General features: G+C 70.9%; 24 protein-coding genes and 1 tRNA gene. 14 read left to right on the top strand and 11 right to left on the bottom strand.

Features of this window, described 5'->3' with window-relative positions; all coding sequences use genetic code 11:
* The first annotated feature begins 5 nt into the window (after positions 1-5).
* Positions 6-149, top strand: a complete 144-nt coding sequence (locus F6J84_RS15540; RefSeq protein ID WP_191905657.1) for a hypothetical protein — start codon at positions 6-8, stop codon at positions 147-149.
* Here F6J84_RS15540 and ligD (F6J84_RS12070) read toward each other — a convergent pair.
* The gene (gene ligD, locus F6J84_RS12070) at positions 131-1,345 is read right to left on the bottom strand and encodes a non-homologous end-joining DNA ligase (protein WP_150974078.1); all 1,215 of its coding nucleotides are present in this window, start codon (positions 1,343-1,345) and stop codon (positions 131-133) included. The genes F6J84_RS15540 and ligD (F6J84_RS12070) overlap by 19 nt on opposite strands.
* A gap of 194 nt (positions 1,346-1,539) precedes the next feature.
* Positions 1,540-2,445, bottom strand: coding sequence for a Bax inhibitor-1/YccA family protein (locus tag F6J84_RS12065; protein WP_150974076.1), 906 nt, complete (start codon positions 2,443-2,445; stop codon positions 1,540-1,542).
* A 156-nt stretch (positions 2,446-2,601) separates the two neighbouring features.
* Here F6J84_RS12065 and F6J84_RS12060 point away from each other — a divergent pair, with 156 nt between their 5' ends.
* From F6J84_RS12060 to F6J84_RS12050, 3 genes are read left to right on the top strand one after another with little or no spacing between them, the layout of a single operon-like run.
* On the top strand, positions 2,602-3,573 hold the full coding sequence (locus F6J84_RS12060) for a glycerophosphodiester phosphodiesterase family protein (protein ID WP_150974074.1): 972 nt from the start codon (positions 2,602-2,604) through the stop codon (positions 3,571-3,573).
* A 37-nt stretch (positions 3,574-3,610) separates the two neighbouring features.
* Positions 3,611-4,540, top strand: coding sequence for an ABC transporter ATP-binding protein (locus tag F6J84_RS12055; RefSeq protein WP_150974072.1), 930 nt, complete (start codon positions 3,611-3,613; stop codon positions 4,538-4,540).
* A complete protein-coding gene (locus tag F6J84_RS12050) occupies positions 4,537-5,580 on the top strand; it encodes an ABC transporter permease (protein ID WP_150974070.1) in 1,044 nt (347 codons plus the stop codon). Before F6J84_RS12055 ends, F6J84_RS12050 begins: the two co-directional genes overlap by 4 nt.
* Before the next feature lie 49 nt (positions 5,581-5,629).
* Here the strand turns inward: F6J84_RS12050 and F6J84_RS12045 are convergent, their stop codons facing one another.
* Positions 5,630-6,388: an MBL fold metallo-hydrolase gene (locus tag F6J84_RS12045; RefSeq protein ID WP_150974068.1), complete on the bottom strand. Its 759-nt coding sequence runs from the start codon at positions 6,386-6,388 to the stop codon at positions 5,630-5,632.
* Between the two features lie 161 nt (positions 6,389-6,549).
* Here F6J84_RS12045 and F6J84_RS12040 point away from each other — a divergent pair, with 161 nt between their 5' ends.
* Together F6J84_RS12040 and F6J84_RS12035 are read left to right on the top strand one after the other, a co-directional pair.
* Positions 6,550-7,698 carry a zinc-dependent alcohol dehydrogenase gene (locus tag F6J84_RS12040; RefSeq protein WP_150974066.1) on the top strand — a complete coding sequence of 383 codons (1,149 nt, stop codon included), beginning with the start codon at positions 6,550-6,552 and terminating at the stop codon, positions 7,696-7,698.
* A gap of 5 nt (positions 7,699-7,703) precedes the next feature.
* Positions 7,704-8,276, top strand: a complete 573-nt coding sequence (locus F6J84_RS12035; RefSeq protein WP_150974064.1) for a hypothetical protein — start codon at positions 7,704-7,706, stop codon at positions 8,274-8,276.
* Positions 8,277-8,285: 9 nt separating this feature from the next.
* On the opposite strand, the gene F6J84_RS12030 is transcribed toward F6J84_RS12035, so the two are convergent.
* From F6J84_RS12030 to F6J84_RS12020, 3 genes are read right to left on the bottom strand one after another with little or no spacing between them, the layout of a single operon-like run.
* Complete coding sequence (locus F6J84_RS12030; protein ID WP_150892021.1) at positions 8,286-8,486, bottom strand: CDGSH iron-sulfur domain-containing protein; 201 nt, start codon at positions 8,484-8,486, stop codon at positions 8,286-8,288.
* Entirely contained in the window at positions 8,483-9,490 is a 1,008-nt protein-coding gene (locus F6J84_RS12025) for a glycosyltransferase family 2 protein (RefSeq protein WP_150974062.1), read from the bottom strand. Before F6J84_RS12025 ends, F6J84_RS12030 begins: the two co-directional genes overlap by 4 nt.
* Positions 9,490-10,542, bottom strand: a complete 1,053-nt coding sequence (locus tag F6J84_RS12020) for an iron-containing redox enzyme family protein (RefSeq protein WP_150974060.1) — start codon at positions 10,540-10,542, stop codon at positions 9,490-9,492. The genes F6J84_RS12025 and F6J84_RS12020 overlap by 1 nt, the downstream gene beginning before the upstream one ends.
* Before the next feature lie 174 nt (positions 10,543-10,716).
* Here F6J84_RS12020 and F6J84_RS12015 point away from each other — a divergent pair, with 174 nt between their 5' ends.
* The 3 genes from F6J84_RS12015 to F6J84_RS12005 all read left to right on the top strand — a co-directional run bounded on the left by F6J84_RS12015 (position 10,717) and on the right by F6J84_RS12005 (position 12,597).
* Complete coding sequence (locus tag F6J84_RS12015) at positions 10,717-11,601, top strand: SDR family oxidoreductase (RefSeq protein WP_150974058.1); 885 nt, start codon at positions 10,717-10,719, stop codon at positions 11,599-11,601.
* Between the two features lie 176 nt (positions 11,602-11,777).
* Positions 11,778-12,152 carry a DUF7882 family protein gene (locus F6J84_RS12010; protein WP_150974057.1) on the top strand — a complete coding sequence of 125 codons (375 nt, stop codon included), beginning with the start codon at positions 11,778-11,780 and terminating at the stop codon, positions 12,150-12,152.
* Positions 12,153-12,213: 61 nt separating this feature from the next.
* Entirely contained in the window at positions 12,214-12,597 is a 384-nt protein-coding gene (locus F6J84_RS12005) for a hypothetical protein (RefSeq protein ID WP_150974055.1), read from the top strand.
* A gap of 107 nt (positions 12,598-12,704) precedes the next feature.
* On the opposite strand, the gene F6J84_RS12000 is transcribed toward F6J84_RS12005, so the two are convergent.
* A complete protein-coding gene (locus F6J84_RS12000; protein ID WP_150974053.1) occupies positions 12,705-13,007 on the bottom strand; it encodes a hypothetical protein in 303 nt (100 codons plus the stop codon).
* Positions 13,008-13,089: 82 nt separating this feature from the next.
* On the opposite strand from F6J84_RS12000, the gene F6J84_RS11995 reads away from it, so the two are divergent.
* Positions 13,090-15,957 carry a lamin tail domain-containing protein gene (locus F6J84_RS11995; RefSeq protein WP_150974051.1) on the top strand — a complete coding sequence of 956 codons (2,868 nt, stop codon included), beginning with the start codon at positions 13,090-13,092 and terminating at the stop codon, positions 15,955-15,957.
* Between the two features lie 108 nt (positions 15,958-16,065).
* Here the strand turns inward: F6J84_RS11995 and F6J84_RS11990 are convergent, their stop codons facing one another.
* Both F6J84_RS11990 and F6J84_RS11980 read right to left on the bottom strand, forming a co-directional pair.
* Positions 16,066-16,275, bottom strand: a complete 210-nt coding sequence (locus tag F6J84_RS11990; RefSeq protein WP_150974049.1) for a hypothetical protein — start codon at positions 16,273-16,275, stop codon at positions 16,066-16,068.
* A 179-nt stretch (positions 16,276-16,454) separates the two neighbouring features.
* Positions 16,455-16,527 (bottom strand) — tRNA-Met (locus tag F6J84_RS11980).
* Positions 16,528-16,690: 163 nt separating this feature from the next.
* On the opposite strand from F6J84_RS11980, the gene F6J84_RS11975 reads away from it, so the two are divergent.
* From F6J84_RS11975 to ligD (F6J84_RS11960), 4 genes are all read left to right on the top strand, one after another.
* Entirely contained in the window at positions 16,691-18,415 is a 1,725-nt protein-coding gene (locus F6J84_RS11975) for a cation:proton antiporter (protein ID WP_150974047.1), read from the top strand.
* Positions 18,416-18,503: 88 nt separating this feature from the next.
* Positions 18,504-20,942, top strand: coding sequence for an ATP-dependent helicase (locus F6J84_RS11970; protein ID WP_150974046.1), 2,439 nt, complete (start codon positions 18,504-18,506; stop codon positions 20,940-20,942).
* Between the two features lie 20 nt (positions 20,943-20,962).
* Complete coding sequence (locus tag F6J84_RS11965; protein WP_150974044.1) at positions 20,963-22,000, top strand: SseB family protein; 1,038 nt, start codon at positions 20,963-20,965, stop codon at positions 21,998-22,000.
* Positions 22,001-22,053: 53 nt separating this feature from the next.
* Complete coding sequence (ligD, locus tag F6J84_RS11960; protein WP_150974042.1) at positions 22,054-23,082, top strand: non-homologous end-joining DNA ligase; 1,029 nt, start codon at positions 22,054-22,056, stop codon at positions 23,080-23,082.
* Positions 23,083-23,180: 98 nt separating this feature from the next.
* Here the strand turns inward: ligD (F6J84_RS11960) and F6J84_RS11955 are convergent, their stop codons facing one another.
* A complete protein-coding gene (locus F6J84_RS11955) occupies positions 23,181-24,212 on the bottom strand; it encodes an ATP-dependent DNA ligase (protein ID WP_150974040.1) in 1,032 nt (343 codons plus the stop codon).
* 188 nt (positions 24,213-24,400) lie between these two features.
* Positions 24,401-25,555 (bottom strand): AI-2E family transporter, encoded by a 1,155-nt coding sequence (locus F6J84_RS11950; protein ID WP_150974038.1) that lies wholly within the window; start codon positions 25,553-25,555, stop codon positions 24,401-24,403.
* Positions 25,556-25,641 lie beyond the last annotated feature (86 nt).

Below are 25,641 nucleotides of genomic sequence, written 5' to 3'. Positions count from 1 at the left end.
TCGTGATGTCGGTCACGGCGTGGGTGACGGGGGTCGCGTCGATGGAACTGCTCGGCGCGTTCCGCCTCGGCGGCAGCGTCGACGACGCGGTCGAATGGGGCCTCGCCCACATCGTGTCGAGTCTCGCGCCTCACGCCCACGGATCGTAGGACGCGAGCAGCTCGCCCTGCGCGGGCCGCGACTCCTCCGGCACGTGCTGCAGATTGACCCGCACGCGGTACCACAGCGAGCTCGAGCCGCGCATGCCGTCGACGAGCACGTCGGCCGGATGCAGCATCCCCGCGACCTCCGGATGCTCCGCCTTCCACCGGTCGAGCAGCTCGAGGGCCTCGGGCTTGGTCTGCGTGCGGGCGATCTCGATGAGCGGCATCGTGGAGGCCCGCCGGCCCGAGCCGTCCGATCCGCGGGGCGGCTTCTCGGCGGGGCCGAGCTGTTCGGCGAGGCGCAGCAGGCCGTCCAGCGTGCCGACGGCGTCGTCGATGCCGCGGTGCGGGTCGCCGATCGCCGCGAACCGCTCGAGCACGCTCGGCACGGTGAACTCCTCCGGCCGCCGCTCGCGCACCTCATCCCACGTGAGCGGGGTCGACACCCGCGCATCCGCGAGCGGACGGATGGAGTAGGCGGATGCGACCGTGCGGTCCTTCGCGTTCTGGTTGAAGTCGACGAACACGCTCTCGCCGCGCTCCTCCTTCCACCACCGCGCGGTGGCCAGGCCCGGGGCGCGGTTCTCGACTTCGCGCGCGAGGGTCTCCGCCGCCAGGCGCAGTTGGCGGAAGCCCCACTGCGGTGCGATCCGGACGAGGATGTGCAGGCCGCGCGATCCGCTCGTCTTCGGCCACCCCGTCAGGCCGTACTCGTCGAGCACGTCGCGGGCGATGAAGGCGACGTCGACGATCTGCGACCAGTCCACGCCGGGCATGGGGTCGAGGTCCACGCGGAGTTCGTCGGGGTGGTCGAGGTCTTCGGCGCGCACCGGGTGCGGGTTCAGGTCGAGGCAGCCGAGGTTCGCGATCCAGGCGAGCCCGGCCGCATCCCGGACGACGGTCTCCTCGGCCGACGTCCCGCTCGCATAGTGCAGGGTGGCGGTGCCGATGAAGTCCGGATGCTGCTCCGGGACCCGCTTCTGGAAGAAGGCCTCCTGCTCGATGCCCTTCACGAAGCGCTTGAGTACCATGGGACGTCCGCCCGCGCCGCGCAGCGCGCCGTCCGCCACGGAGACGTAGTAGCGGGCGATGTCGAGCTTGGTGAGGCCGACATCGGGGAAGACGACGCGGTCGGGGCTCGTGATGCGCACTTCGTGCCCGTCGACCTCGAGCATGTGCGCAGGCGTCTTCGCAGCACTCATGCCCGCGAGGGTAGCCCCGCGTCCCGCTCGCCCGCAGCCCCTTGCGCCCGGTGCACCCCCCGTCGACTCGCCAGGTTCTGCGGATCGGAGAGCCCTCGAACCCGCAGAAGCTGGCGAGTCGACCGAGGGAGGACGGGGGAAAGACGAAGGGGCCGTCCGGAACGGACGACCCCTTCGTGGTGGTGCGGGTGCGGTCAGTCGTTGCCGCGGAGGATGGCGAGGATCCGCAGGATCTCCAGGTACAGCCAGACGACCGTGACCATGATCCCGAAGCCGCCCATCCAGCCGTAGACACGGGGAGCGCCGTTGCGCACGCCCTGCTGGATCGAGTCGAAGTCGAGCACCAGCGAGTACGCGGCCATGATGACCACGAGCACGCCGATGATGAGGCCGAGCGGGATGCCGAAGATCTCCTGGCTGCGCAGACCGAAGGCGCCACCGGCCAGCGGCACATTGAACAGCATGAGACCGACGTTGATCAGCGAGAAGACCAGGTAGCCGATCATCGCGATCATGAAGACCTTCGTGGCCTTCTTCGACGCGCGCACCTTGCCGCTGGCGAACAGGGCGAGGGTCACACCCACGACCGCGAGGGTCGCGAGCGTCGCCTGCACGACGATGCCGGGCCACAGGAACTCGAAGAACGCGGAGATACCGCCGACGAAGAGACCCTCGAACGCCGCGTAGGCGAAGATCAGGCCGGGACGGATCTTCTTGCGGGAGCCGAAGATGACGACCATCGACAGGACGAACCCGACGAGCGCGCCGATGAGCATGGGCGCCATCGAGGGGTTCGGGTTGATGGCGGTGACGCCCGCCATCGTCCACATCCAGCCGGCCACGGCGCCGACGACGAGGATGCCGAACAGGGCCAGGGTCTTGTGGACGGTGTCCTCGACGGTCATCCGGCCGGTCTGGGCGGCGCCGGCCGGCGGCGCGGCGAAGGCACCCTCGATGCGTGCCTGGGCGGCGACATCGACGCCCTGCTGCGGTGCGGGCGGAGGAACGAGACCGGCGGCACGGGCTCCGCCGGGGTACGACTGGGCGGCGTTCCGGTCTTGGAACGCCGGGTTGTTGAACGCGGGGTTGGACGAAGCCATCGGCAGGGTCACACTCCAGAGTCAGGTGGCGGCACGGTGCCGCACCCCCACGATATCCCAGTGTTTATGCGGGAAGGGAGGGTTCCCACTGTGAGTGGGCTATGAGGCGGCGACGCGCGCGCTGAGGCGCCGTGCCGACGGGATAGCCTGGCCGCGATGCCCCCGCTCGTGATCGGCCACCGCGGTGCCCCCGGCTACCGTCCGGAGCACACCCGTTCCTCGTACGAACTCGCGATCGCGAGCGGTGTGGATGCGGTCGAGCCGGACGTGGTCGCGACGAAGGACGGCGTGCTCGTCGTCCGCCACGAGAACGAGATATCGGGCACGACGGACGTCGCCGCCCATCCCGAGTTCGCCGATCGGCATCGCACCAAGCGATTCGCCGGGCACACGCTGACCGGCTGGTTCACGGAGGACTTCACCTGGCCGGAACTGGCCACGCTCCGCGCCCGCGAGCGGCTGCCGGAGATCCGCCCGGGAAGTGCAGCGCACGACGGCCGGGAGCCCATCCTGCGCCTGTCCGATCTGCTCGCTCTCCTGGCCGCGGCGGGGCGGCCGGTGGGACTGGTCCTCGAGATCAAGCATGCGGCGTACTTCGCGGCGATCGGTCTCGACCTCGTGCCCATGATCGAGCGGGACCTCGCCGCATCCGGGTGGACGGATGCGGACGCACCCCTGATCGTGGAGTCCTTCGAACCCACCGTGCTCGCGCGGCTCCGCGAGCGGGGACTTCCCGGCACCTACGTCCAGCTGATCGAGGCCGCCGGCTCGCCGGACGACCTGGTGCTCGCGCAGGGAGCGGCCGCGCCGACGTATCGCGAGATGGTGTCACCGGCGGGTCTGGACCGCCTCGTCGGCCCCGCCGACGGCATCAGCGTGGACAAGAAGCTCATCCTCGGGAAGGACGGGGGAGGGGCCGCTCTCGTCGCCGCGGCGCACGACCGCGGCCTCCAGGTCTTCACCTGGACGTGCCGGCCGGAGAACCGCTTCCTGTCGCGCCGGTTCCGTGCCGGCGGCGATCCCGCGGCCCGCGGCGACTTCGTGGCGGAATGGACGGTCCTGCGCGAAGCGGGCGTCGACGGGGTCTTCGTGGACCACCCCGACCTCGGCGTCGGGCTCTTCCGCTGAGCTTCCCCCGGGGGGACCGTTCTGCCAGGGTGGAGCGGTGACCCACGCCGGAATCGACGTCGTCGACGTACGCCGTTCCTTCGGGCCGGTGGAGGCGGTGCGCGGGGTGACCCTCACGGCGCAGCCCGGCCGGGTGACCGGGCTGGTCGGACCGAACGGCGCCGGAAAGACCACGCTGCTGCTGATGCTCGCGTCCCTGCTGCAGCCGGATGCGGGCGCCATCCGGATCGCCGGGGTGGACCCCATCGCCGACCCGGCCGCCGCGCGCCGGATGATCGGATGGATGCCGGACGCCCTCGGCGCCTGGCCCGCGCTCACCGCACGCGAAACGGTGGCCGTCTCGGCCCGGCTGTACGGGATGACCCGGGCACAGGCCGCGGAACGGGCGGCGGCACTGCTCGCGCACGTGGGTCTCATGGAACTCGCCGATGCCCCCGCACGGGTGCTCTCCCGCGGTCAGAAGCAGCGCCTGGGCCTGGCCAGGGCCCTGGTGCACGACCCTCAGGTGCTCCTCCTCGACGAGCCGGCCTCCGGTCTGGACCCGCAGGCGCGCATCGACCTGCGCCTGCTGCTACGGGGTTTCGCCGCCGCGGGACGCACCGTGCTCGTCTCCAGCCACGTGCTGGCCGAGCTCGACGAACTGGTCGACGACGCGGCGTTCCTCGTGGCCGGCCGATCGGTCGCCCGACCGGACGAGCAATCGGCGCGCGCACGCGCCTGGCGGATGCGGGTCGCCGGGCCCCCCGTCTCCCTCGTCGGCATCGCCGGTGCCCTCGGCCGCAGGCCGGAAGAGGTGACGGTCGACCGCGGCACCTTCCTGCTCGCGTTCGAGGGGGACGACGCCGCCGCCGAGGGACTGCGCGCGCTCGTCGGGGCGGGACTCCCCGTCGTGGAGTTCGCCCCGGCGGTGGGCCGCCTGGAACAGGCCTTCCTGGATCTGGGAAACTCGCCGGAGGAGCGCGCATGAACTCCTCGCGGCTGTGGACCATCGTGACGCTGGAGCTGATGCAGCGGGTGCGTTCGGTCGCCTGGTACGTGCTCCTCGGGGTGTTCGCGGCGATCCTCGTCGGCGTCACCGCACTGTCCTTCCTCGCGTTCAGCGGGTTCAGCGGCTGGTCGAACGGCGCGGGCAGCGCCATCTACTCGGTCATCGTCTACGTGGTGCTCCTGCTGGTCGTCCTCGTCTCGCCGACCCTCGCCGGGAACTCCGTGAATGGGGACCGCGAGCAGGCCACCCTCGCTCCGGTGCAGGTCACGCTCGCGACGACCGGGGAGATCATCGTCGGAAAGCTCCTGGCCGCCTGGATCTCCGGGTTGGCCTTCGTGGCCGTCGCCGTGCCGTTCCTCATCGTCGCGACGGTCGCGGGGGGTGTGACGCCTGCCGGACTCCTCGTCCCGCTCGCGGTGCTCATCGCGGAGATCGGCGTGTTCTCCGCCATCGGTGTGGGGCTGAGCGCGCTGATCGCCCGCCCGCTGTTCTCGATCGCCGCCACGTATCTCGTCGTGGCGGCCTTCGTGATCGGCACGCTGATCGTCTTCGGGCTCGGCGGCGGTGCGACCCGGTCCGAGACGACGACGCACAGCCGTTACGTGGAGTACACCGGGGACGGTCGCGAGCTCGGCTGCACCGACTGGGAGACGCAGACCAGCGAGGTCCCGCGGTTCGACCGCGTCTGGTGGGTGCTCGCCGCGAACCCCTTCGTCATCGTCGCGGATGCGACGCCCACCACGTATGACCGGTACGGTTACCCGATCGATCTCTTCGGCCAGATCGCATCGGCCGTGCGATACGCGCAGATCCCGCCGGAGACCGACACCTGGTGGGACGGTTGCCTGACGACGACTCCGGACAGCGACAGCACCCGGGAGGCCACCGAGGGCCTCGCGCCGAGCTGGTTCGTCGGCCTGGCCGTACAGCTAGTCGTGGCGGGCGGACTGCTGTGGGGCGGGTGGGCGCGGACCCGCACACCGGCCCGGACGCTACCGCCGGGGACGCGCGTGGCCTGACGGCCGCTCCGCTCGCGGGACGGTCCGGTGAAGTCCGAAGTGGCCCCGCTCAGGCGAGTTCTTCTGCACGGGCTGCGCGCGCGGCGGCGACCACCCCGTCGGCGTAGGCGTCTCCGTGTCCCGGCAGGACGAGGTGCGCGCGGGTGTCCTCGAGCGCGGAGAGGGAGCGGCGGGCCGCGTCGCCGTCCGCCGTGGCGGCGCGGGCCACGAGCCGGGGACCGGTGCGTCCGGTGTAGGGGTCGAGCGTCACGAGGGCGTCCCCGGAGAACAGGATGCCCCGGTGTGGGAGCAGGAAACCGCAGTGCCCGAAGGTGTGGCCGGGGGAGCCCACGGCGACCAGGCCCGTCATCCCGGGGAGCGCCGCACCGGGACGGACGTCGGGGCGCGCCGTCACGCCCTTGACCCACAGCGCGCCCGCGGCGGTCATCCTGCCGAGGATCGGTATCGCCGCGGGGTAGCGGAACGGGTAACGGAGCCGGGGCGATTCGTGCGCGTAGCGGTACGGGTGCCGGGCGAGGTGCGCGTCCTTCTCGTGGATGTGCACGGGGACGTGGTGCTCATCCACCAGCCGGTCGCACATCCCCACGTGATCGAAGTGCCCGTGCGTGAGCAGCACAGCGGAGATGTCCGACGGACGCGCCCCCGCCTCACCGAGCGCCTGCAGCAGCAGCGGCCACATCCGGGGGAGTCCGCCGTCGATCAGGACGATCTCGTCACGTTCGATGACGAGGTAACAGTTCACATGGGCGCGGCTGAGCCGGAGGACGCCGTCGGCCACGACGGTGATGCCGTCGGTGGAGGGGATCATGCCCCTACCATCGGCGCTCGACCGGCCGTCCGTGGACAGGCTTGCCGTCCCGGCGCGCCGCTGCTACCGCCGAACCACATCCGCCCCGCGGACGCAAGGGCCTGCGTGCGTCCAGGGGGCCCCGACACAATGGCCGTCCCCCTAGGAGATGGAGGCAGATTGTGCGAGCGATGACGTATCGCGGTCCCTACAAGGTCCGGGTGGAGGAGAAACCCGAGCCGACCATCGAGCATCCCAATGACGCGATCGTGCGGGTCACCAGGGCCGCCATCTGTGGGTCGGACCTGCATCTCTACCACGGGCTGATGCCGGACACCCGGATCGGTCACACGTTCGGACACGAGATCATCGGCGTGGTCGAAGAGGTCGGCCCCTCGGTGCAGAACCTCTCGCCGGGGGACCGCGTCATGGTCCCGTTCAACATCTACTGCGGAAGCTGCTTCTTCTGCTCGCGCGGCCTCTACTCGAACTGTCACAACGTCAACCCGAATGCCACGGCCGCCGGCGGCATCTACGGCTACTCCCACACCACCGGCGGTTACGACGGCGGTCAGGCGGAGTTCGTGCGCGTGCCCTTCGCCGACGTCGGGCCGTCCGTCATCCCGGACTGGCTCGACGACGACGACGCCCTCATGCTGACGGATGCGTTCTCGACCGGCTATTTCGGCGCACAGCTCGGGGACATCTCCGAAGGCGACACGGTCGTCGTATTCGGAGCGGGACCCGTCGGTCTCGCAGCGGCACGATCCGCATGGTTCATGGGCGCCGGCCGCGTCATCGTGATCGACCATCTGGACTACCGGCTGGAGAAGGCCCGGACCTTCGCGTTCGCGGAGACCCTGGCGCTGTCCGAGCACAAGGACATCGTGGTCGCGGTGAAGAAGGCGACCGAGTACCTCGGCGCGGACGTGGTCATCGACGCCGTCGGCGCCGAGGCCGACGGCAGTGTCGTGCAGCACGTGACCGGCGCGAAGCTGAAGCTGCAGGGTGGGTCGCCCGTCGCTCTGAACTGGGCCATCGACTCCGCCCGGAAAGGCGGCACGGTATCGGTCCTCGGGGCGTACGGTCCCATCCACACCGCCGTCAAGTTCGGGGATGTCGTGAACAAGGGCCTCACCCTGCGCTCGAACCAGGCCCCGGTCAAGCGCCAGTGGCCGCGGCTGCTGGAACACATCCAGGCCGGCCACGTCCGCCCCGGTGAGCTGCTCTCGCACCGCATCCCGCTCGAGTACATCGCGGAGGGGTACCACCTCTTCTCCGCCAAGCTCGACGACTGCATCAAACCCGCCATCCTCATGGGAACGGAGTGACGACCATGCCCTACACCGCAGACAAGCCCGACCGCGGAGCCTCCTCCGACGAGTTGCGCGCCCGCATCCCCGGATGGGGCACGGACCTCGACCCCGCCCAGCGACCCTCCGTCCCGCGGGAACGAACGGATCTGGTCAGCGGGGCCCACTGGGACTTCCCGGACCGGCAGCCCGACGACCCCCGGCGGGAACGCTCCATCGAGCACCGCATGCTCACGCCCGTGTACGGCACCGCTCAGCCCCTGCACGGCGTCTCCGGCGCGATCCGCCGGTACGCCTACGCGAAGTTCAGCGAGGGGAGGGCGGCACACTGGCTGCTGCTCATCGCCGGCGACCGTGTGGACTCGGCCGGGGCGCACCTGAAGTCGCTGTTCACCACCAACCCCGACAACCCGATCACGGAGAGCGGCGTGCTGTCCGAGTTCGGGAATCACCCGGTCGGCTCCCGCCGCGGACGCGGCCGGATCGACGGCAGGCACACGTGGATGGACCCCATCCTCGTACTCGGCCCCTGGCTCGCCGCCGTCGGCGGCGCGGTCTATCTGCTCGGCAGAGTGGTGCGTCCGCGGCGGGGATGAACGGACCGGTCAGCCGACCGGCGGATGGACGAGCTTGTGCGAACCGTCGCACCAGGGCTTGATGGCCGAGGCGCCGCAGCGGCACAGCGCCACCGTCCGCCGGTTCGGCACGATCGGCCGACCGTCCTCATCGCGCAGATCCATCCTCCCGCGCACCAGGAGCGGGCCGTTCTCGCACACCGTGATGGTCGTGTCCTCGTCGGTGGTCATCGTGCGCTCCTCGGCTCCTGCGGTTCGGGTGGGGGGATGCGGTGTAGACCGGCGCGCAGCGCGGCGGGGGAGCTGGCGGCGTCCCGGAGGCGTGTGCCGCTGTAGCGGACCCCGCCCCGCAGCCGCACGAACAGCGCGAGCCAGACGGTGATCATGCGCTCGCCTACCCAGCCGAGCGCCCACAGCGGCCCGTCCGCGGGAAAGTGGGCGGCCCCCGCATCCACCCGCCGGCCATGGGAGGCGATGGCCAGGATCACGGCGATCACGGCGCCGAGGAGCGGTCGGCGCCGTCGCGCCAGTGCCAGCGCGAGGACCAGGGGGAGGATGGCTGCCTCGGTCACCAAGCGCACCGGCTGAGCGAGATCGTCGTAAGCCTGACGCACGCGTTGACCGAGGAAGTGGCGGAGCGTGGGCGGCCGCCGCGTGACGAGCAGGTCCCTGGGAACGCGGACGGAGCCGCCGGCGGCGGCCACGGTCCGCTCCAGCTCGAGGTTCTCGAAGAGCACGTCGGTGCGGTACCCGCCCGTCCGCAGTGCGACGCTCCGGCGCAGACCGACCGTGCCGCCGTAGTCGCCGCCGAACGCCCGGTTGAGCAGGATCCGCCCGGTGTCCCAGCGAGCCCACCAGGTCAGCGGGGCGTAGTGGTTCTGCACCCGCACGAACGCCGCCGTCCGGAGCTCCCGGCACACGCGCTCGAGGGTCGTCCGCGTGTAGCGGATGTCGTCGTCGGCGATCACTACCCGTGTGTGCCGGGCGGTGAGGATCCCGGTCATCGCCCCGCGGGCCTTTCCGTTCCGGCCGGGCACGGTCGGGGTCAGATGGCGGATCCCGGTGTCGCTGAGCGCTGTGCCGAGGGCGGCGTAGGGGCCCGCCGCGGACCCGTCCACGACCGTCACGTCGATCCAGTCCGACAGTCGGTGCAGATACGCGCGCAGATCCGGGTCGACCGCCGACTGCGCCCGCCGGATCGGCAGGACGTACTCCGCATCCAGCCTTCCGTCCATCACCGCTCCGTGCGCAGGGCGCTCCGTCCGGCCGCCCATGCCGTCCGCACGTGATCCGCGACGAGATCATCCATCAGCAGGCAGGCCGCGGCGCCGAAGACGATGTCGGAGACGAGATCCGGCTGCTGCTCGGCGAGCCCTCCGGCGAGGTCGCGTCCGGCGATCTGCTCGTGCACCGCATCCGCCTCCACGTGCTCGTCGAAGTAGGCGGTGACCGTCTCGTCGAACCCGACCCGGCGCATGCCATCGGCATAGCGGCGGTTGGGCAGCGAGGAGGTCATCTCGAAGGCGGCGAGATGGCCGACGACCGCACCCAGGAGGCGGCGGTTCATCCCGAACATGGACATGAGGTTCTGGGACGCGAGGGTCACTGCCGGCACCCGGTCCACGTAGTGCGCGTAGCGGTCGTCGAGTCCTGCGCCGCGCATGGCGTCGGCGTACATGACGGAATGCATCCGTTCCGGGCGGCCGCCGCCGTACTCATCGGACTGGATCTCGACGAGCGCGGCCTTCGGCCGGCCGGTCAGGCGCGGGATGGCCCACGAGTGCGGGTCGGCCTCGCGCAGGGTGTAGATGCTGCGGAGGATGAGGAGCTCTCGCACCTGCTCCCGCGTGGCGGTCTTCTCCACGTCGCGGGCGAGCCCCGGTCCCGGTTGCGGAGCGGTGAGGGCGAAGAGCGCATCGGCGACGGAGGCCGCGGTCACCGGAGACGGCGCCGGCGGAGCATCCACCCGGTCCCGCACCGCGGCTTCGAAGGCCGCCTCCAGACGGGTGCGGACGCGCAGCAGGGTGGGATCCCATTCCAGCTCCGCGCCGACGCGGCCGAAGGAACCGTACGCCGTGCCGTACAGGAGGAACAGGCTGAGCTGGACGTCGTCGTCGAGGACGGCGTCCCGCGTCAGATCCAGGACGTCGTGCGCGACGACGTCGAGTCCGTCGTCGGGATGTGAGGTGGCGAGCATCCGCATGATGCGGCGGCTGAGGGGGCCACGGTCGTGGAAGGAGAAGGCGGGTTCTCCCGTCGCAGGGGGATGGTCCACGAGAACGGTCATCCTCCTATTCAGGCGTCTCGCGGAAGCGAACCGCCCGGGCTTGCCGGTGACGGATGCGGGGTGGTAGCGCAGTGGCGGCTGTGTTCTGCGGAGGGGTGTGTGCGTGTCAAGGGCCCTCGGCATCCGGGACCGAGCGGGGAGGCTGGAGGGGACCACGGACGAAAGGACCGACTGATGTCTGACACGAACTCCGATCCGCGCCGCAGTCCGACCGAGGGGGGTTTTCCCGGGCAGGAGCAGCGGTCGCCCGGCACCGTCGAGGAGATGACCCCCGATCCCGACCACGGCGAACACAGCTACACCGGCGCCGGCAGGCTGACGGGCCGACGCGCACTCATCACAGGCGGCGACTCCGGCATCGGCCGGGCCGTCGCCATCGCCTTCGCCAGGGAGGGCGCGGATGTCGCCATCACGCATATGCCGGAGGAGGACTCCGATGCGGCCGAGACCGCGGAGTGGATCGAGCAGGCGGGGCGCCGGGCGCTCCTGCTGTCCGTGGACCTGCGGGACCTGGAGGCCTCCGCAGGCATCGTGGAGCAGACGGTGGCGGAGCTGGGCGGTCTCGACATCCTCGTGCTCAACGCCGGCTACCAGACCGACCGGCCCGACTTCGCCGAGCTACCGCTGGACGACATGGACCGTGTCTTCCGTACGAACCTCTACAGCCTCGTGGCGACCGCGCGCGCGGCCGTCCCGAAGCTCGAGGCCGGTGCGTCCATCATCGTGACCAGCTCCATCCAGGCCTTCGACCCGTCTCCCGGCCTGATCGACTACGCGATGACGAAGGCGGCGCAGGTCGCCTTCGTGAAGGCGCTCGCGCAGGAGCTCGGACCCCAGGGGATCCGGGTGAACGCCGTCGCGCCGGGCCCGGTGTGGACGCCGCTCATCGTCGCGACGGGCTGGGACGACGAGAAGATCGAGTCCTTCGGAACGGACACCCCCCTCGGACGGGCGGCGATGCCGGCCGAGCTGGCCGGTGCCTACGTGTATCTGGCTTCGGATGCGGCCGCCTACGTCACCGGGGCCGTGCTTCCGGTCACCGGCGGCAAACCGCTCTGATCCGCGTCCGGGGCGGGTGCCCACCGCATTCGCCCTCGGGCTTGGGCGGAGACCGCCGAAGTCAACCCCCTCTCACTGCGTCGTCGGATCCCCGTAGCGTGACCGCGCCGCGATACGGACCCGCCGGGAACCGGGCGCCTCAGGGCGCGCGTAGCGAGGATCAGGGAGGCAGCGGGATGGGCAGGTTCATCTACAACACCGGGGAGTTCTCTATCCCCATCGACGACCGGCCCCTCGCACACTTCCGGATCGTGTTCATGACCAAGCTCCGCCGTGGAGAGCCGTTCATGTTCCAGGTGCCGGATCCGACCGGCGTCGGCACCCGCAGCCTCTGGGTGGACCCGGCCGTCCCGGTGACCTTCGCGTTCTCCGGTGCCCGCACGCCGGCCCTGGACATGGAGTGGATCGACGAGCTGATGCACGAGGCCAGCAGCGCGAACGGACTCACCTTCGCCCTGGAACCGGCCCGCCGTGGCGAATCGCTCCCAAAAGGGCGTCGCGGGGATCCCGCTTTGCGCGGCGCCTCGACATCGGCACATGCCCGTGCATAACCGAAGACTCGCGAAAAAAGAAGGGACCGCGGATCGCAGGTCCGCGCAGTACACCTAGATCATGGACAGGATTCACTACGCGGGAGACGCCATCCTGACCGGGACCGAGATCGCGCGTGCCCTGCTGGATTACGCCCAGGCGCTCGCGCAGGCCGGGACCTCGGCCACGGTCGACATCCCCACCGTCAACGCCGACGGTTCACCGGGCCGTTCGGAAGTGCTGGTCGGCCCGGCGAGCCAGCTCATCTCCGATTCGGAGGAGTCCCCCCACCCGGACCCCGTCGACGAGGACCTCGTGGCGCGGCTGGGTGCGGAGTCGCGTCGACTGCGCAGCTACGGGCTCGCCCGGCCGGAAGCAGTGGTCCCGCCGGGAACCACCGCCCCCACCCGTCGGCGATCGGACGGGGACGACGTCCCGGAGGACTGGTCGGAGTACGGGGTCTGAGCTGCCGTTCCCGCGAGACCGCATGCTGCGCACGAGACTGCGCGTGGCGGAGTCCGTCTCGTGGTTCGCGTGCAGTCTCGCGGGGAGATGACGCGGAGGGTCGGTGATCAGGAAGATCGTCCCTCCGATGCCGCGTAACCGTTGAAGAGGGCCGCCTGGTAGTCCTCGTCCGCCTGCGGATCGTGCCAGAACTCCGGCTCGGCCTCATCCATGGCGGCGGCGTTCGCCATCGCCGCATGCAGGTCTTCGGACACCGCGACGAAGTACCGCTGGTCGTACTGCGCCTGGGCGAGCGGCTCGCCGGCGTCCATGCCGACCTGCAGGAGCGCCAGCTGATGGATCGTCTGCGCGTCCAGCACGAACTGCTGGTTGCTCCCGGCCGGTGGGCGATTCCGACGATCCGCGTTCACCCGGCCGTCACCACGACGGCGGATGCCGGTAACCCGGTGCCGATGATCTGGACGAGCCCGTTCCTTCTACCGAGGAGTCCCCATGTCCCGTCTCATGCGCATGCTCGCCGCAGTCGCGGTGTGCGCCGCCGGTGCGGCCGCCGGTGCCGCGCTTCCCACGGCGGCTTCCGCCGCTTCCCCCTCTCCGGACCGTCCAGCCGCGCCGCCGTCCGCGTCTCCCGCGGTGGTGGTGAACGAGATCATCTACGACGAGGCGTCCGGATACACCGACAGGGTCGAGCTGTACAACGCCGGGCCGGATGCGGTGGAGCTCACCGGATGGCGGATGTCGGACGACAAGCGGGACCGCTTCGGCGACGTCCCCGCCGGCACCGTGCTCGAACCGGGCGGGTTCTTCGTCCTGGAGAGTGACGTGCACTTCACGTTCGGGCTCGGAAAGAACGACGAGGTCGTGCTCTACGATGCCTCGGGCGCCGAGGTGGATGCGTTCCGCTACGACAACACGGCGCCGCTCGCGGTATGGGCGCGCTGCCCGGACGGCACCGGCGGGTGGGCGCACGCGACGGCGCCCACCCCCGGCGCAGCCAACATCTGCACACCGCCGAGCGTCGCCGGTTCGATCGTGATCAACGAGGTGGACTCCCAGCCCGCGGACTGGGTCGAGTTCCACAACCCCGGCACCGAGGCGTTCGACGTCTCCGGGTACGAGATCAGGGACAACTCGGACGATCACCGGTGGCGGTTCCCCGCGGGGGCCACGATCCCCGCCGGCGGCTTCCTCGTGGTGGACGAGGCCACGGAGGGACTGGTGGACGGCGCGACCGACCGGTTCGGCGCGGCGATCGGCGTCGGCAGCGCCGACCGCATCCGGCTCTTCGACCCCCGTGGGGAGCGGGTCGACGACACGGAGCCCTGGGAGGGGCACGCCGCGATCGACGGGGACGCGGCCGCGGCGACGCTCGCGCGCTGCCCGGACGGAGAGGGGCTGTTCGTGCTTGCGCGGGCGACGCCCGGTGCCGCCAACGAGTGCGTGATGCACGCCGTCGCGATCAACGAGATCGAGTCCAACGGTGACGCGACCGACTGGGTGGAGATCATGAACACCGGCGCGACGGCCGTGGACATCTCCGGCTGGACCGTGATGGACAACGATCCCGTCGGCCACGCGGCGGAGGCGACACCGCTTCCCGCGGGAACGCTGCTCGCGCCCGGCGCATTCTTCGTGTTCGATCAGCCGACCGAATTCGTCTTCGGGCTGGGCAACGGTGACACGGTGACCGTGCGGGACGCGCGGGGCAACGTCGTGGCCGAGCACGTCTACGCGGCCCATGCGGATGGCGTGTGGGCGCGCTGCGCGGACGGTGCCGGGCCGTTCTCGGATGTCGCGGTCTCGACGAAGGGGCTCCGCAACGCGTGCGGCAATCCGGTCCGGATCAACGAGGTGGAATCCGACGGCGGCGACCCCGACGACTGGATCGAGCTGGTCAACCCCACCGCGGCGGCTCTCGACGTCTCGGGGATCGTGGTGAAGGACGACGACGACTCCCACGCGTACACGATCCCCGCCGGCACGGGCATCGCCGCCGGTGGGTACCTCGTCATCTCCCGTGCGGAGCTCGGCTTCGGGCTCGGTGGCGGTGACGCGGTGCGCGTCTTCGACGGCGACCTGGTGGTCGACGACACCACCTGGGGAGCCGGGCACGCGGCGGTCACCTGGGGGCGCTGCCCGGACACGACCGGTTCCTTCGCGGTCACGGCCGAGTCCACCCCCGGTGCGGCGAACGTCTGCGCGGGGGAGGTCCCGCTCGGTCTCTGGCCCGGTGCGGCCGCGGTGACCCCGCTCGACGCCATGCCCATGTTCCTCGCGGACAGCTCGGGCCTCGACGTGCAGGTGGGCGAGGACGGCGTCTTCCTCTGGGCGGTCGACAACGGGACCGGCCGCTTCTGGAAGCTCGCGGTGGCCGCCGACGGGACGACCACCTTCGCCGAGGGGTGGGAGAACGGCAAGCGCGCGCGGTTCCAGAAGGATGCGGACGCGCCGCGGGCGGCGGGTCCGGATGCCGAGGGCATCACGGTGGCGGGCGACGGATTCGTCTACCTGGCCTCCGAGCGCGACAACAGCGCGAAGGGTGTGAATCGGAACACGGTGCTCAAGATCGACCCGTCCGCCCCGGGACCGGATGTCGTGGCGTCGCAGGAATGGGACCTCACCGGCCATCTGCCCGCCGTCGGTGCGAACCTCGGGGTCGAGGCGGTCGAGTGGATCCCGGACACGGTCCTCGCCGGGGCGTTGTTCGACGACACCAGCGGTGCGGTCTACGACCCGGCCGGCTACCCGGGTCACGGCGACGGGCTGTTCTTCGTCGGTGTCGAGGACACCGGTGACGTGTACGCCTTCGCGCTGAACGCGGACGGATCGGCCGAGCTGGTGGCGACGATCGACCCCGGGCTCGCCGGGGTGATGGCCCTCGATCACGACAGTGTCCTGGGCGTGCTCTGGGCGGTCTGCGACGACGGCTGCGGCGGCACCGCCGCACAGATCGTCCTCAACGGCACCGACCGGCCGGAGATCTCCCTTGCGGCACGCCCCGGCGAGATGCCGAACGTCAACAACGAGGGCTTCGCGACCGCCCCCGCATCCCTGACGCGCGACGGTCAGCGACCCGCCTGGTGGTTCCAGGACGGGGTGACCAGCGGGTCGCTCCGGATGGGCGGGCTGACGGCTGCCGATGTCGTGGATCCGGCTGATCCTGCGGTGCCCGGTGTCCCGGCAGTGCCCGGGACGACGACGCCGCCCGTGACGGATGCCGGCGCGACCACGCCGGTCGCGGAAGGGCTCGCGGCGACCGGGAGCTCCCCGGCCGCGGCGCTCGCCGCCCTCGCCGCGGGGATGCTGCTGCTGGGCTCTGCGATGACGATCCTGCGTCGCCGGATGCAGCGCATCGGCTGATCCCCACCGTCTTCGTCCCGGGTCGCCGGTCGCGACCCGGGACGAAGACCGTCTCGGCGCCTCCGGAGATCAGGCCACGTGCCGGCCGAGCCGCCACCCGACGGCGGGTCAGGGACGGTGGGGCGTCGAGCGTTCGTTGCCGCGCTTGTAATTCCCGGTGACCCGCGCCATGACGTGCTGCGGGTCGCCGCGCTCCACATCATCGAGGAAGGCGACCGCCGCCGCCTTGCGGAGCGTGGCGGCCAGGCGCCCGTGGTGGCGGATCTCCACGCGGTCGCCGTGCTGGACGTATTCGAAGCCGTGGGGTACACCTGCCATGCCGTCGAGCATGCCGCATCAGGGCATGCCTCGTGGGCGTCAGTCCCCTCCGGCGAACGCCCCGCCGGGGGCGAACACGTGCTCGGCGAAGCGTCGTCCGATGAGGTGGTGCGTCCGCGCGTCGGGGTGGAGCCCGTCCGGCAGCGGCAGGGCGCCCGCATCCGCGGGGCCGTATCTCGACGCGACGGCGGGAGTCGAACCCGCAACGCATCCGGGTATGAACCGGTGCCCGGGACCACCCGGACCGCCGCGATGACTCGACGCTAACGCGCCCCACGCGGCATCCGGTCATCCGTGACACGCAGTGTCCGTCCGTGACGCTCCGTGACGACCGCGGGCGGCGAGGACGGCAGTGGCGGCGCGGACGGCACGATTCCGAGCCTGCCCCAGGAGGGCGAGGAATATCCTGATGGGGATGGAACTCGGCCTGTACGCAATCGTCGCTGTCGCCGTCATCGTCGCCGTCGCCGCCTTCTCGAAGAAGCTCGGTGTCGCGGCCCCCATCATCCTCGTCGTGGTCGGTGTGGGGCTGTCCTATCTGCCCGGCGTGCCCGACATCGAGGTCCCCCACGAGATCATCCTCGACGGGCTCCTCCCACCGATCCTCTACGCGGCCGCCGTCAGCGTGCCGGTCATGGACTTCCGGCGGAACCTCGGATCGATCGCGAGCCTCTCGGTCGTGCTCGTCATCGTGACCGCCTTCGCCACCGGCTTCCTCCTCTACACGCTGCTGCCGGACCTGAACTTCGCCGCCGCCGTGGCGCTGGGGGCGATCATCAGCCCGCCGGATGCGGTCGCCGCGACCTCGGTCGGCAGACGGCTGGGCCTGCCGCCCCGGCTGCTCACGCTGCTCGAGGGGGAGGGGCTCGTCAACGACGCCACCGCGCTCGTGCTGCTGCGCTCCGCCGTCGCGGCGGCGGCCGGGGGTCTCGCCTCGCCCTGGGAGGGTGTCGCTGACTTCTTCTACGCCGTCATCGTGGCGGTGCTGATCGGTCTCGTCGCCGGCGGCGTGACGGTGTGGGTGCGAGCCAAGCTCACCGATCCGGTCCTCGACACGGCACTGTCGATCGCGGTGCCGTTCGTCGCCTTCGTGCCGGCCGAGTACCTCGGCGCATCCGGGGTCCTGGCGGTGGTCGTCGCGGGGCTCTACACCGGACACGCCTCTCCCCGCCACTTCTCCCCGCAGTCGCGCATCAGCGACCGGATCAACTGGCGCACCATCCAGTTCCTGCTCGAGAACGGGGTCTTCCTGCTCATCGGGCTCGAGATCCGCACGCTCATCGACCACGTCGATCCCACGGTGCTGGGGGCGGGGCAATCCATCATGATCGGGCTGCTCGCCACCCTGGCGCTGATCGTCATCCGTTACCTGTGGGTCGGGCCCATGGTGTTCTCGCTCGGACGTCGCGAGATGCGCGCGGAGAAACGCACCTATCATGCGCTCCTCGCGCTGTACTACTACCGCACCCATCCGGTCGCGACCAAGCGGCAGGCGCGCATCCGGAATCGCCTGGAACGGGACTACGAGCGACGCCGGGCCGACCTCGACCAGCAGCGCAACGAGCGGATCGACTGGCGCGGTGGCGTCGTACTGGGATGGTCGGGGATGCGGGGCGTCGTCACCCTCGCGGCAGCGCAGTCGCTGCCGGAGGACACCCCGTATCGGCCGCAGCTCATCCTGATCGCCTTCACCGTCGCGGTCGTGAGCATCGTGCTCCAGGGTGGAACGCTGCCCTGGCTCATCCGGCTGCTGGGCATCCGCGGCATCGACGATCACGAGGACCGCAAGGACCTGGCGCAATTGCTCGAGACGATCAGCAACGCCGGCCTGGAAGCGCTCGACGAACACGTCGGCGAACGGGGTGACGAACCCGACCCGGACGTCATCGAGCGCGCCCGGCAGACGTCCTTCATCCGGACGGAGTCCGCATGGGAGCGGGCTGGCCGGCGCACGCGGGACGAGATGCCGCACACCCGGTTCCGCGAACTGCGCCTCACGATCGTCGCGGCCGAGCGGGAGAAGCTGCTCCAGGTGCGGGCCACCGGCTCCTATCCCTCCCGCATCCTGGCCGAGGCGCAGGCCCTGCTCGATCTGGAGGAGACGCGCCTCCAGCGGCGCCCCGGCGGCGGCGCGCACTGACGCAGCGCGCGGCGCGGGCGGGCCGGTGCATCGGCCGCACCGACGCAGGGGAGTGGACGTCGGAGGGCGCGCCTAGACTTGAGGGGCAATGACCGACGCATCCACTCCTCTCATCGTCGGCGGCGATCGCGGCCCGCAGGCGGACTCCGCCCCGCGGCCGGACGCCGATCTGCTCGACGGCCTCAACCCGCCCCAGCGCGAAGCGGTGACCTACCGCGGCCCCGCGCTGCTCATCGTCGCGGGCGCCGGCTCGGGCAAGACGCGCGTGCTGACGCACCGCATCGCCTCGCTCCTGCGCAATCGAGAAGCCTGGCCGAGTCAGATCCTGGCCATCACCTTCACCAACAAGGCCGCCGGCGAGATGCGCGAGCGCGTCGGACAGCTGGTCGGCGAGAGTGCGCGGGGGATGTGGATCGCGACGTTCCACTCCGCGTGCGTGCGGATCCTCCGCCGCGAGGCGCAGCAGTTCGGGTTCACGACCGCGTTCACGATCTACGACTCCGGCGACTCCCGAGCGCTCATCAAGCGGCTCGTCAAGGAGCACGAGGGGGACGCCTACGGGCTCACTCCGGCCGCGGTGCAGGGCAAGATCTCCAAGCTCAAGAACGAGCTGGCCGACGCCGAGTCCTACGCCCGTCAGGCGAACATGAGCGATCCCGCCGAGCGGGTGTTCACCGCCATCTTCGGGGACTACCAGCGGGCGCTGCAGCGGGCGAACGCCTTCGACTTCGACGACCTGATCGCCCAGACCGTCTACCTCTTCCGGGCGTTCCCGCACGTCGCCGACGTGTACCGTCGCCGCTTCCGGCACATCCTCGTCGACGAGTACCAGGACACGAACCACGCGCAGTACGCGCTCATCCACGAGCTCACCCGGCCGGTCAGCGGGGCATCGTCCGCCGAGCCGTATTCCGCCGGCGGCATGATGATCTTCGAGCCGGAGAAGGCCCCCGAGCTCGAAGGCGCTTCCCTCACGGTGGTGGGCGACTCGGATCAGTCCATCTACGCCTTCCGCGGCGCGGACATCCGCAACATCAGCGAGTTCGAGCGGGACTTCCCCGGGGCCCGGGTCGTGCTGCTCGAGCAGAACTACCGCTCCACCCAGAACATCCTGTCCGCCGCGAACGCGGTCATCAGCAACAACTTCGACCGCAAGGACAAGAAGCTCTGGACGGATGTCGGGGCGGGTGAGCCGATCGTCGGCTTCACGGGGTACTCGCAGCACGACGAGGCGCAGTTCATCGCGGACGAGATCGAGAAGCTGCACCGCGCGGGCGTCGCGTACTCCGACGTGGCCGTGTTCTACCGCACCAACTCGCAGTCCCGGGCGCTGGAGGAGATCTTCATCCGTTCCGCGCTGCCCTACAAGATCATGGGCGGCACCAAGTTCTACGAGCGGGCCGAGATCAAGGACGCTCTCGCGTACCTCGTCTCGGTCGCGAACCCGGCCGACGAGATGGCGGTCCGCCGCATCCTGAACAAGCCCAAGCGCGGCATCGGCGACGTCACCGAGACGGCGATCGCCCGGTTCGCCGAAGACAACCAGCTGACCTTCCGCGACGCCCTGGCCTCCTCCGACGCGCTCGGCGTCGGACCGAAGGTGCAGGCGGCCATCGCGCACCTGGACAAGGTCCTGGCCGAGGCGACGGCGCTCATGCTCCCCGCCTCCGGCGAGCTCGCGCCGCCGACCGCGGTCGCCGAGGGGCTCACACTGCTGCTGCAGAAGTCCGGCTACCTGGACGCCCTCCGCGCCAGCCGCGATCCGCAGGACGAAGCGCGCCTCGAGAACCTCGACGAACTCGTCGCGGTCGCGCGCGAGTTCGCCCGCAACAACCCCGACGGCACACTGATCGACTTCCTGACCGAGGTGGCGCTCGTCGCCGACGCGGACGACCTCGACGACGCCTCCGGATCGGTGTCGCTCATGACGATGCACACCGCCAAGGGGCTCGAGTTCGACACGGTGTTCGTGACCGGTGTGGAAGAGGACCTCATCCCGCACCGGATCTCCGCGGGCGAGCCCGGGGGGCCGTCCGAGGAGCGACGGCTGTTCTACGTGGGGGTGACGCGTGCCAGGAAGCGGCTGTACCTCACCCTCGCGATGACGCGCGCGCAGTTCGGTGAGGTGTCCGTGGCGATGCCGAGTCGATTCCTGCAGGAGATCCCGGCGGAGCTGATCGAGTGGCGGCAGTCGCCGGGAGACGTCAACTCCCGCGGCGGCTCGGGATCGCGGGCGCTGAACGCACGCCGTCCCGGCGGCGGTTGGGGCGGCCGGAAGGACGACCCGCCTGCCCTCGCGCCGCGGTCGACGTCGCTGGACCGGTTCCCGAACAAGATCCCGGCGAAGGTCCGCGACAACAGTGAGATGGAACTCGCGGCAGGCGACCGCATCCGGCACGAGGACTTCGGCGAGGGGCGTATCGACGCCGTCACCGGCGAGGGAGCGAAGCGGATCGCGCACGTGCGGTTCGACTCGGCGGGCGCGAAGAAGCTGCTGATCAAGATCGCCCCGATCGAGAAGCTCTGAGCGCCCCGTAGGCTGGCACGATGGCACTGTTCTCGCGCCGACCGAAGAAGTCCGACGACGACCCCTCCGCCGAGGCGCTGACCTCCGCAGCGGATGATCCGCGCAGCCCGGATGCGGAGACCGCAGCTCCGGCTGAGCAGGTGCCGCACGTCTCTATCTCGATGTCGACCTACGGCCGGCCGCGGTCCGGGGCCGAGCAGGCAGCCCCCGCACCGACGCCTCCGGCCGATGTGCCGGCGCATCTCGCCGCGGCCACCGCGGAGGCCTCGACCCGCATCGAGACGGTCCCCGGACTCCGCGACAACGTGCTGCTGCGGGACGCGCTGGCCGTGCTCCCGGAGAAGGCGCAGCCGACCGAGCTGATCAACGTCGCGCGGCAGCTGCTGCAGGGCCACGTCTACATCCGGGTGCAGGGCGACGCGCGTGAGCTCCTCGCGCAGGGCAAGGGTCTGCCGACATCCATGGTCACCTACAAGGACGAGAAGTACATGCTCGTCTACTCCGGCGGCGCCGCGCTGCAGGATGCGGTGCGCGCCGACGGCGACGCCGGCACGTCCGCCCTCGCCCAGCCCACGATCGGGCTGCTGCGTCAGGTGGTCTCCGGGCTCATGGGCGGGATCGCGGTGGACCAGGCCTCCCGTCCCGGATCCGCGCTGCTGCCCAAAGCGCTTCTGGAGAAGGCGCTGGCCGACATCGACCCGGAGCTGCGGATCAAGTCGCTCCTGGCCGCACCGCGCACGCCCGAGATCGTCGAGCGGGTCGTGGAGGCGCTCACCGTCGCGCCGCTGTGGATCGCCGCGCGGAAGACCGAGACCGGCCAGGTCGGCATCGCCGAGCTCCGCGCCCCGGACGGGACCCGCATGCTCGAGCTCTTCTCCCACCCCCTCGAGCTCCTCGCTCTCGGTCGCGGCGACCAACCGGTCAAGGTCGCGGCGGCACAGCTGGCGACGGCCCTGCGCGCCGACCCCGGTCTCGCCGGGGTGGTCGTGGATCCTGCGGGGCCCTGGCTGCGTCTGCGCCGCGACCAACTGCACCCGCTGCTCGCGATCGGCGCCTGAGCGACCGGCCCGCGGGTCTACCGGCCTCCGGGGCGGCCCCCTAGGGTCGGAGCATGGCGAGCGAACGCATCACCCTCACCGTTCCCGGCGGGGGGACGTATGAGGACCGCGAGGTCACGTTGTCGAGTCCCGATCGACTGGTCTGGCCGGAGCCCGGCATCTCGAAGCGGGAGCTCGCCGAGTACGCGATCACCGTCGCGGATCCCTTCCTGCGCGCCAACGGGAACCGCCCCGTGTCGCTCGAGCGGTTCCGCGACGGGGTCGATGGCGAGAGTTTCTTCTCCAAGAACCCGCCCAAGGGCACGCCCGACTACGTGGACGCCGTCACCGTCGGCTACAACAGCGGCAGGCGCCATCCGCAGGTCGTGCTGACCGAGCCCGCCGCCGTGGTGTGGGCCGTGCAGATGAACACCGTCGTCTTCCACCCCTGGGCGTCGCTCGCCGCCGACCCCGATCGGCCGGTCGAGCTGCGCATAGACCTCGACCCGCAGCCGGGGACGGACTTCGCGGATGCGGCGGCGGTCGCGCCGCTCCTGCGTGAGGTGCTGAGCGAGGCGGGACTCGAGTCGTGGATCAAGACGAGCGGCAACCGCGGCATCCACCTCTTCTGCCCGATAGAGCCGACCCACGAGTTCCTCGACGTCCGTCACGCGGTGATCGCGGCGGGCCGGGAGCTCGCGCGCCGGGAGCCGGAGCGCGTGACCATGAACTGGTGGAAAGAGGAGCGCGGCGAACGCGTCTTCATCGACTTCAACCAGGCCAACCGCGACCGGACGATGGCGGGCGCCTACAGTCCGCGCTCGCTACCGGGGGCGACCGTCTCCACCCCGATCACCTGGGACGAGCTGCCGGACGTCGACCCGCTGGCCTTCACGGTGCGCAGCATCCCGGATCGGCTGGCGACCATCGGCGACCCGTGGGCGGACTTCGCCGCCCGACCCGGCCGGATCGACACGCTGCTGGAATGGTGGGAGCGCGACCTCGCAGAAGGGCTGGGCGAGCTGCCGTTCCCGCCGGACTTCCCGAAGATGCCGGGGGAGCCGTCGCGGGTGCAGCCGAGTCGTGCCCGGGCGCCGCAGTGATCACGTCTTCTCGGGCCCGGTCCCGCGGGCCAGGGTCGCTCAGCCGAGACCTCCGGCCCGAGGGCCCCGTCAGCCGATGAGCCAGGTGGGGAGCCCGGTCAGCCGATGACGTCGGCCAGATCGTAGGCGGCCACCTGCTCCAGCTGCGCGAAGGTGCACGAGCGCGGCTCGCGATCCGGGCGCCACCGCTCGAACTGCACGGTGTGCCGGAAACGGGTGCCCTCCAGCTGGTCGTAACGCACCTCCAGGACGCGCTCCGGGCGCAGACGAACGAACGACACGTCCTTCGCGCCGGAGAAACGCGATCGGTCGGTCTCGCCCGTGACCGCGGCGCCGTCGGCATCCCGCTCCACGTACGGCTCGAACTCCTCGACGAGCTCCGCGCGACGCGTGTCCGTGAACGCGGAGACGCCGCCGACGTTGCGCAGGTTCCCGTCCGCGTCGTACAGGCCCACCAGGATCGAGCCGACGCCGGAGCCGCTCTTGTGCACCCGGTATCCGAGGGCCACGACGTCCGCCGTCCGGGCATGCTTGATCTTCAGCATGGTCCTCTTGCCGGGCGAGTACGGCTCGCTCAGCCGCTTCGCCACGATCCCGTCCAGACCCGCCCCCTCGAACTCGGCCAGCCAGCGGCGCGCGAGCTCGGGATCGTCGGTCGTGCGGGTGAGGTGCACGGGCGGCGCGACGCCGGCGAGCAGGTCCTCGAGCTCGGCGCGGCGCTCCGCGAAGGGTGCGGACTGCAGGTCGCGATCGCCGCGGGCGAGCAGGTCGAAGGCGACGAGGAGGGCGGGGGTCCGGGCGGAGAGGGTCGCCACGCGGGAGGCGGCCGGATGGATGCGCTGGCTCAGGGCCTCCCAGTCCAGCCGTTGGGCTCCCGGCTCGCCGACCGGGATGACGATCTCGCCGTCGATGAGGCAGGGTTCCGGCAGGACGCGGGGGAGCGCGTCCACGAGTTCCGGGAAGTAGCGCGTGAGGGGCTTGGCGCCGCGGGAACCGAGTTCCACGCTCTCGCCGTCCCAGGCGGCGAGCACCCGGAACCCGTCCCACTTCGGCTCGAAGCGGAACCCCTCCGCATCCGGGACGGTCGGCACCGCCTTCGCGAGCATGGGCGCGGGGATCTCGTATCGCATGGCCTCATCCTGCCGTCCGGCGCGTCCACGGGGAAGGAGGCCCATCACCCGGCATGAGCGGGCATGCTCCTGGGCGACCTGGTCGGCCCGGCGATGCACAGTCGGCCCGGCGATGTCTGTTCAGCCCGGCGATGCACGTCGGCGCCGGTGACGGAGTCGAGGGCGCCGGGCTGATGCGCTCGTCCCTCCTACGCGCGTAGCTCGGTCCGCTTCGGCCGGGCCCATCGCGCCGGGGTGTTCGGCCCGTCCCAGACCTGCACGATGCCCCACGCGGTCGCCGTGATCGGGACGGCCAGCACAGCCCCGACGATACCGCCCAGCACCGCGCCCACGGTCAGCGCGACCAGGATGACGAAGGCGTGCAGCTTCATCGACCGGCCCATGAGGAACGGCTGGAGGAAGTTGCCCTCGAGCTGGTTGACGAGCACGACCACCCCGACGACGAACAGTGCGTTCACCCAGCCGTTCGCGACCAGGGCGACCAGCGCGGCCAGGATCCCAGCGACGGTCGCGCCCACGATCGGGATGAAGGCGAGCAGGAACACGAGGACGGCGAGGGGGATCGCGAGCGGCACCTGCAGGATGAGCAGACCGATGAGGATGCCGACCGCATCCACGAGCGCCACCGTGGCGGTCCCGCGCACGTACGACCCGAGGACGGTCACGGTCTTGTCGCCGATGCGGCGACCGCGCTCGTAGTGGGAGCCGCGGAACGGCCGCAGCAGGAACTCCCACATCCGGGGCCCGTCCTTGAGGAAGAAGAACAGGATCGTGACCAGGAGTACGAAACCGGTGACGAAGTTCGCCACCGCTCCGACGCCCGCGAGCGCTCCCGAACCGAACTGGGAGCTCGTCACGAAGTCGCCGGCGGCCTTCAGCCAGTCATCGATCTGGTCCGGGGTCGGCGCGAACGGCAGGGTGTTGACCCATGCCAGGAACTCCCGGACGCCTCCTTCGGCCTGCGAGTACAGATCGCTCCATTGATCCTGCACCGCCCAGACGATCAGCCATCCGACCGCGCCGAGCAGCACGACGATCACGAGCAGCGTCACGACCGTGGCGAGGAGATCGGGGACCCCGTGGCGCCGCATCCAGCGCATGGCCGGGGCGAACGCCGAGGCGAGGATGAGAGCGATGACCAGGGGAATCGTCACGAGGGTGAGCGAGTGGATCGCCAGGAAGATGCCCGCGGCGACCGCGACGACCACGATGATCTGGAGCGCACGGATGGCCAGGCGCCCGAAGGGGTCGGCCCAGAGGCTCCAGGGTGCTCGTTTCGCGGTGAGGTCGACGTCACGCGTGGTCAGTTGCACCTCGTGGACCGAGCGACGGAACAATCCCATGCAGGCACCGTACCCTGCCCGATTCGGCAGACGGGCCGCTTGACGAGCGGCGGTCGGCGTGAGCAGGCCCGGTTGGCAGGTGGTGT

The organism is Microbacterium caowuchunii (assembly GCF_008727755.1).
GTDB classification, from domain to species: domain Bacteria; phylum Actinomycetota; class Actinomycetes; order Actinomycetales; family Microbacteriaceae; genus Microbacterium; species Microbacterium caowuchunii.
Note: the sequence above shows the minus strand (reverse complement) of the source record. Positions and strands in the feature narration are given on the sequence as shown.

Coding starts and splice junctions, on each gene's coding strand:
- F6J84_RS15540 (WP_191905657.1), top strand. CDS start 6: ATGTCGGTCACGGCGTGGGTGACGGGGGTCGCGTCGATGGAACTGCTC.
- ligD (WP_150974078.1), bottom strand. CDS start 1,345: ATGAGTGCTGCGAAGACGCCTGCGCACATGCTCGAGGTCGACGGGCAC.
- F6J84_RS12065 (WP_150974076.1), bottom strand. CDS start 2,445: ATGGCTTCGTCCAACCCCGCGTTCAACAACCCGGCGTTCCAAGACCGG.
- F6J84_RS12060 (WP_150974074.1), top strand. CDS start 2,602: ATGCCCCCGCTCGTGATCGGCCACCGCGGTGCCCCCGGCTACCGTCCG.
- F6J84_RS12050 (WP_150974070.1), top strand. CDS start 4,537: ATGAACTCCTCGCGGCTGTGGACCATCGTGACGCTGGAGCTGATGCAG.
- F6J84_RS12045 (WP_150974068.1), bottom strand. CDS start 6,388: ATGATCCCCTCCACCGACGGCATCACCGTCGTGGCCGACGGCGTCCTC.
- F6J84_RS12035 (WP_150974064.1), top strand. CDS start 7,704: ATGCCCTACACCGCAGACAAGCCCGACCGCGGAGCCTCCTCCGACGAG.
- F6J84_RS12030 (WP_150892021.1), bottom strand. CDS start 8,486: ATGACCACCGACGAGGACACGACCATCACGGTGTGCGAGAACGGCCCG.
- F6J84_RS12025 (WP_150974062.1), bottom strand. CDS start 9,490: ATGGACGGAAGGCTGGATGCGGAGTACGTCCTGCCGATCCGGCGGGCG.
- F6J84_RS12020 (WP_150974060.1), bottom strand. CDS start 10,542: ATGACCGTTCTCGTGGACCATCCCCCTGCGACGGGAGAACCCGCCTTC.
- F6J84_RS12015 (WP_150974058.1), top strand. CDS start 10,717: ATGTCTGACACGAACTCCGATCCGCGCCGCAGTCCGACCGAGGGGGGT.
- F6J84_RS12010 (WP_150974057.1), top strand. CDS start 11,778: ATGGGCAGGTTCATCTACAACACCGGGGAGTTCTCTATCCCCATCGAC.
- F6J84_RS12005 (WP_150974055.1), top strand. CDS start 12,214: ATGGACAGGATTCACTACGCGGGAGACGCCATCCTGACCGGGACCGAG.
- F6J84_RS11995 (WP_150974051.1), top strand. CDS start 13,090: ATGTCCCGTCTCATGCGCATGCTCGCCGCAGTCGCGGTGTGCGCCGCC.
- F6J84_RS11990 (WP_150974049.1), bottom strand. CDS start 16,275: ATGGCAGGTGTACCCCACGGCTTCGAATACGTCCAGCACGGCGACCGC.
- F6J84_RS11975 (WP_150974047.1), top strand. CDS start 16,691: ATGGAACTCGGCCTGTACGCAATCGTCGCTGTCGCCGTCATCGTCGCC.
- F6J84_RS11970 (WP_150974046.1), top strand. CDS start 18,504: ATGACCGACGCATCCACTCCTCTCATCGTCGGCGGCGATCGCGGCCCG.
- F6J84_RS11965 (WP_150974044.1), top strand. CDS start 20,963: ATGGCACTGTTCTCGCGCCGACCGAAGAAGTCCGACGACGACCCCTCC.
- ligD (WP_150974042.1), top strand. CDS start 22,054: ATGGCGAGCGAACGCATCACCCTCACCGTTCCCGGCGGGGGGACGTAT.
- F6J84_RS11955 (WP_150974040.1), bottom strand. CDS start 24,212: ATGCGATACGAGATCCCCGCGCCCATGCTCGCGAAGGCGGTGCCGACC.
- F6J84_RS11950 (WP_150974038.1), bottom strand. CDS start 25,555: ATGGGATTGTTCCGTCGCTCGGTCCACGAGGTGCAACTGACCACGCGT.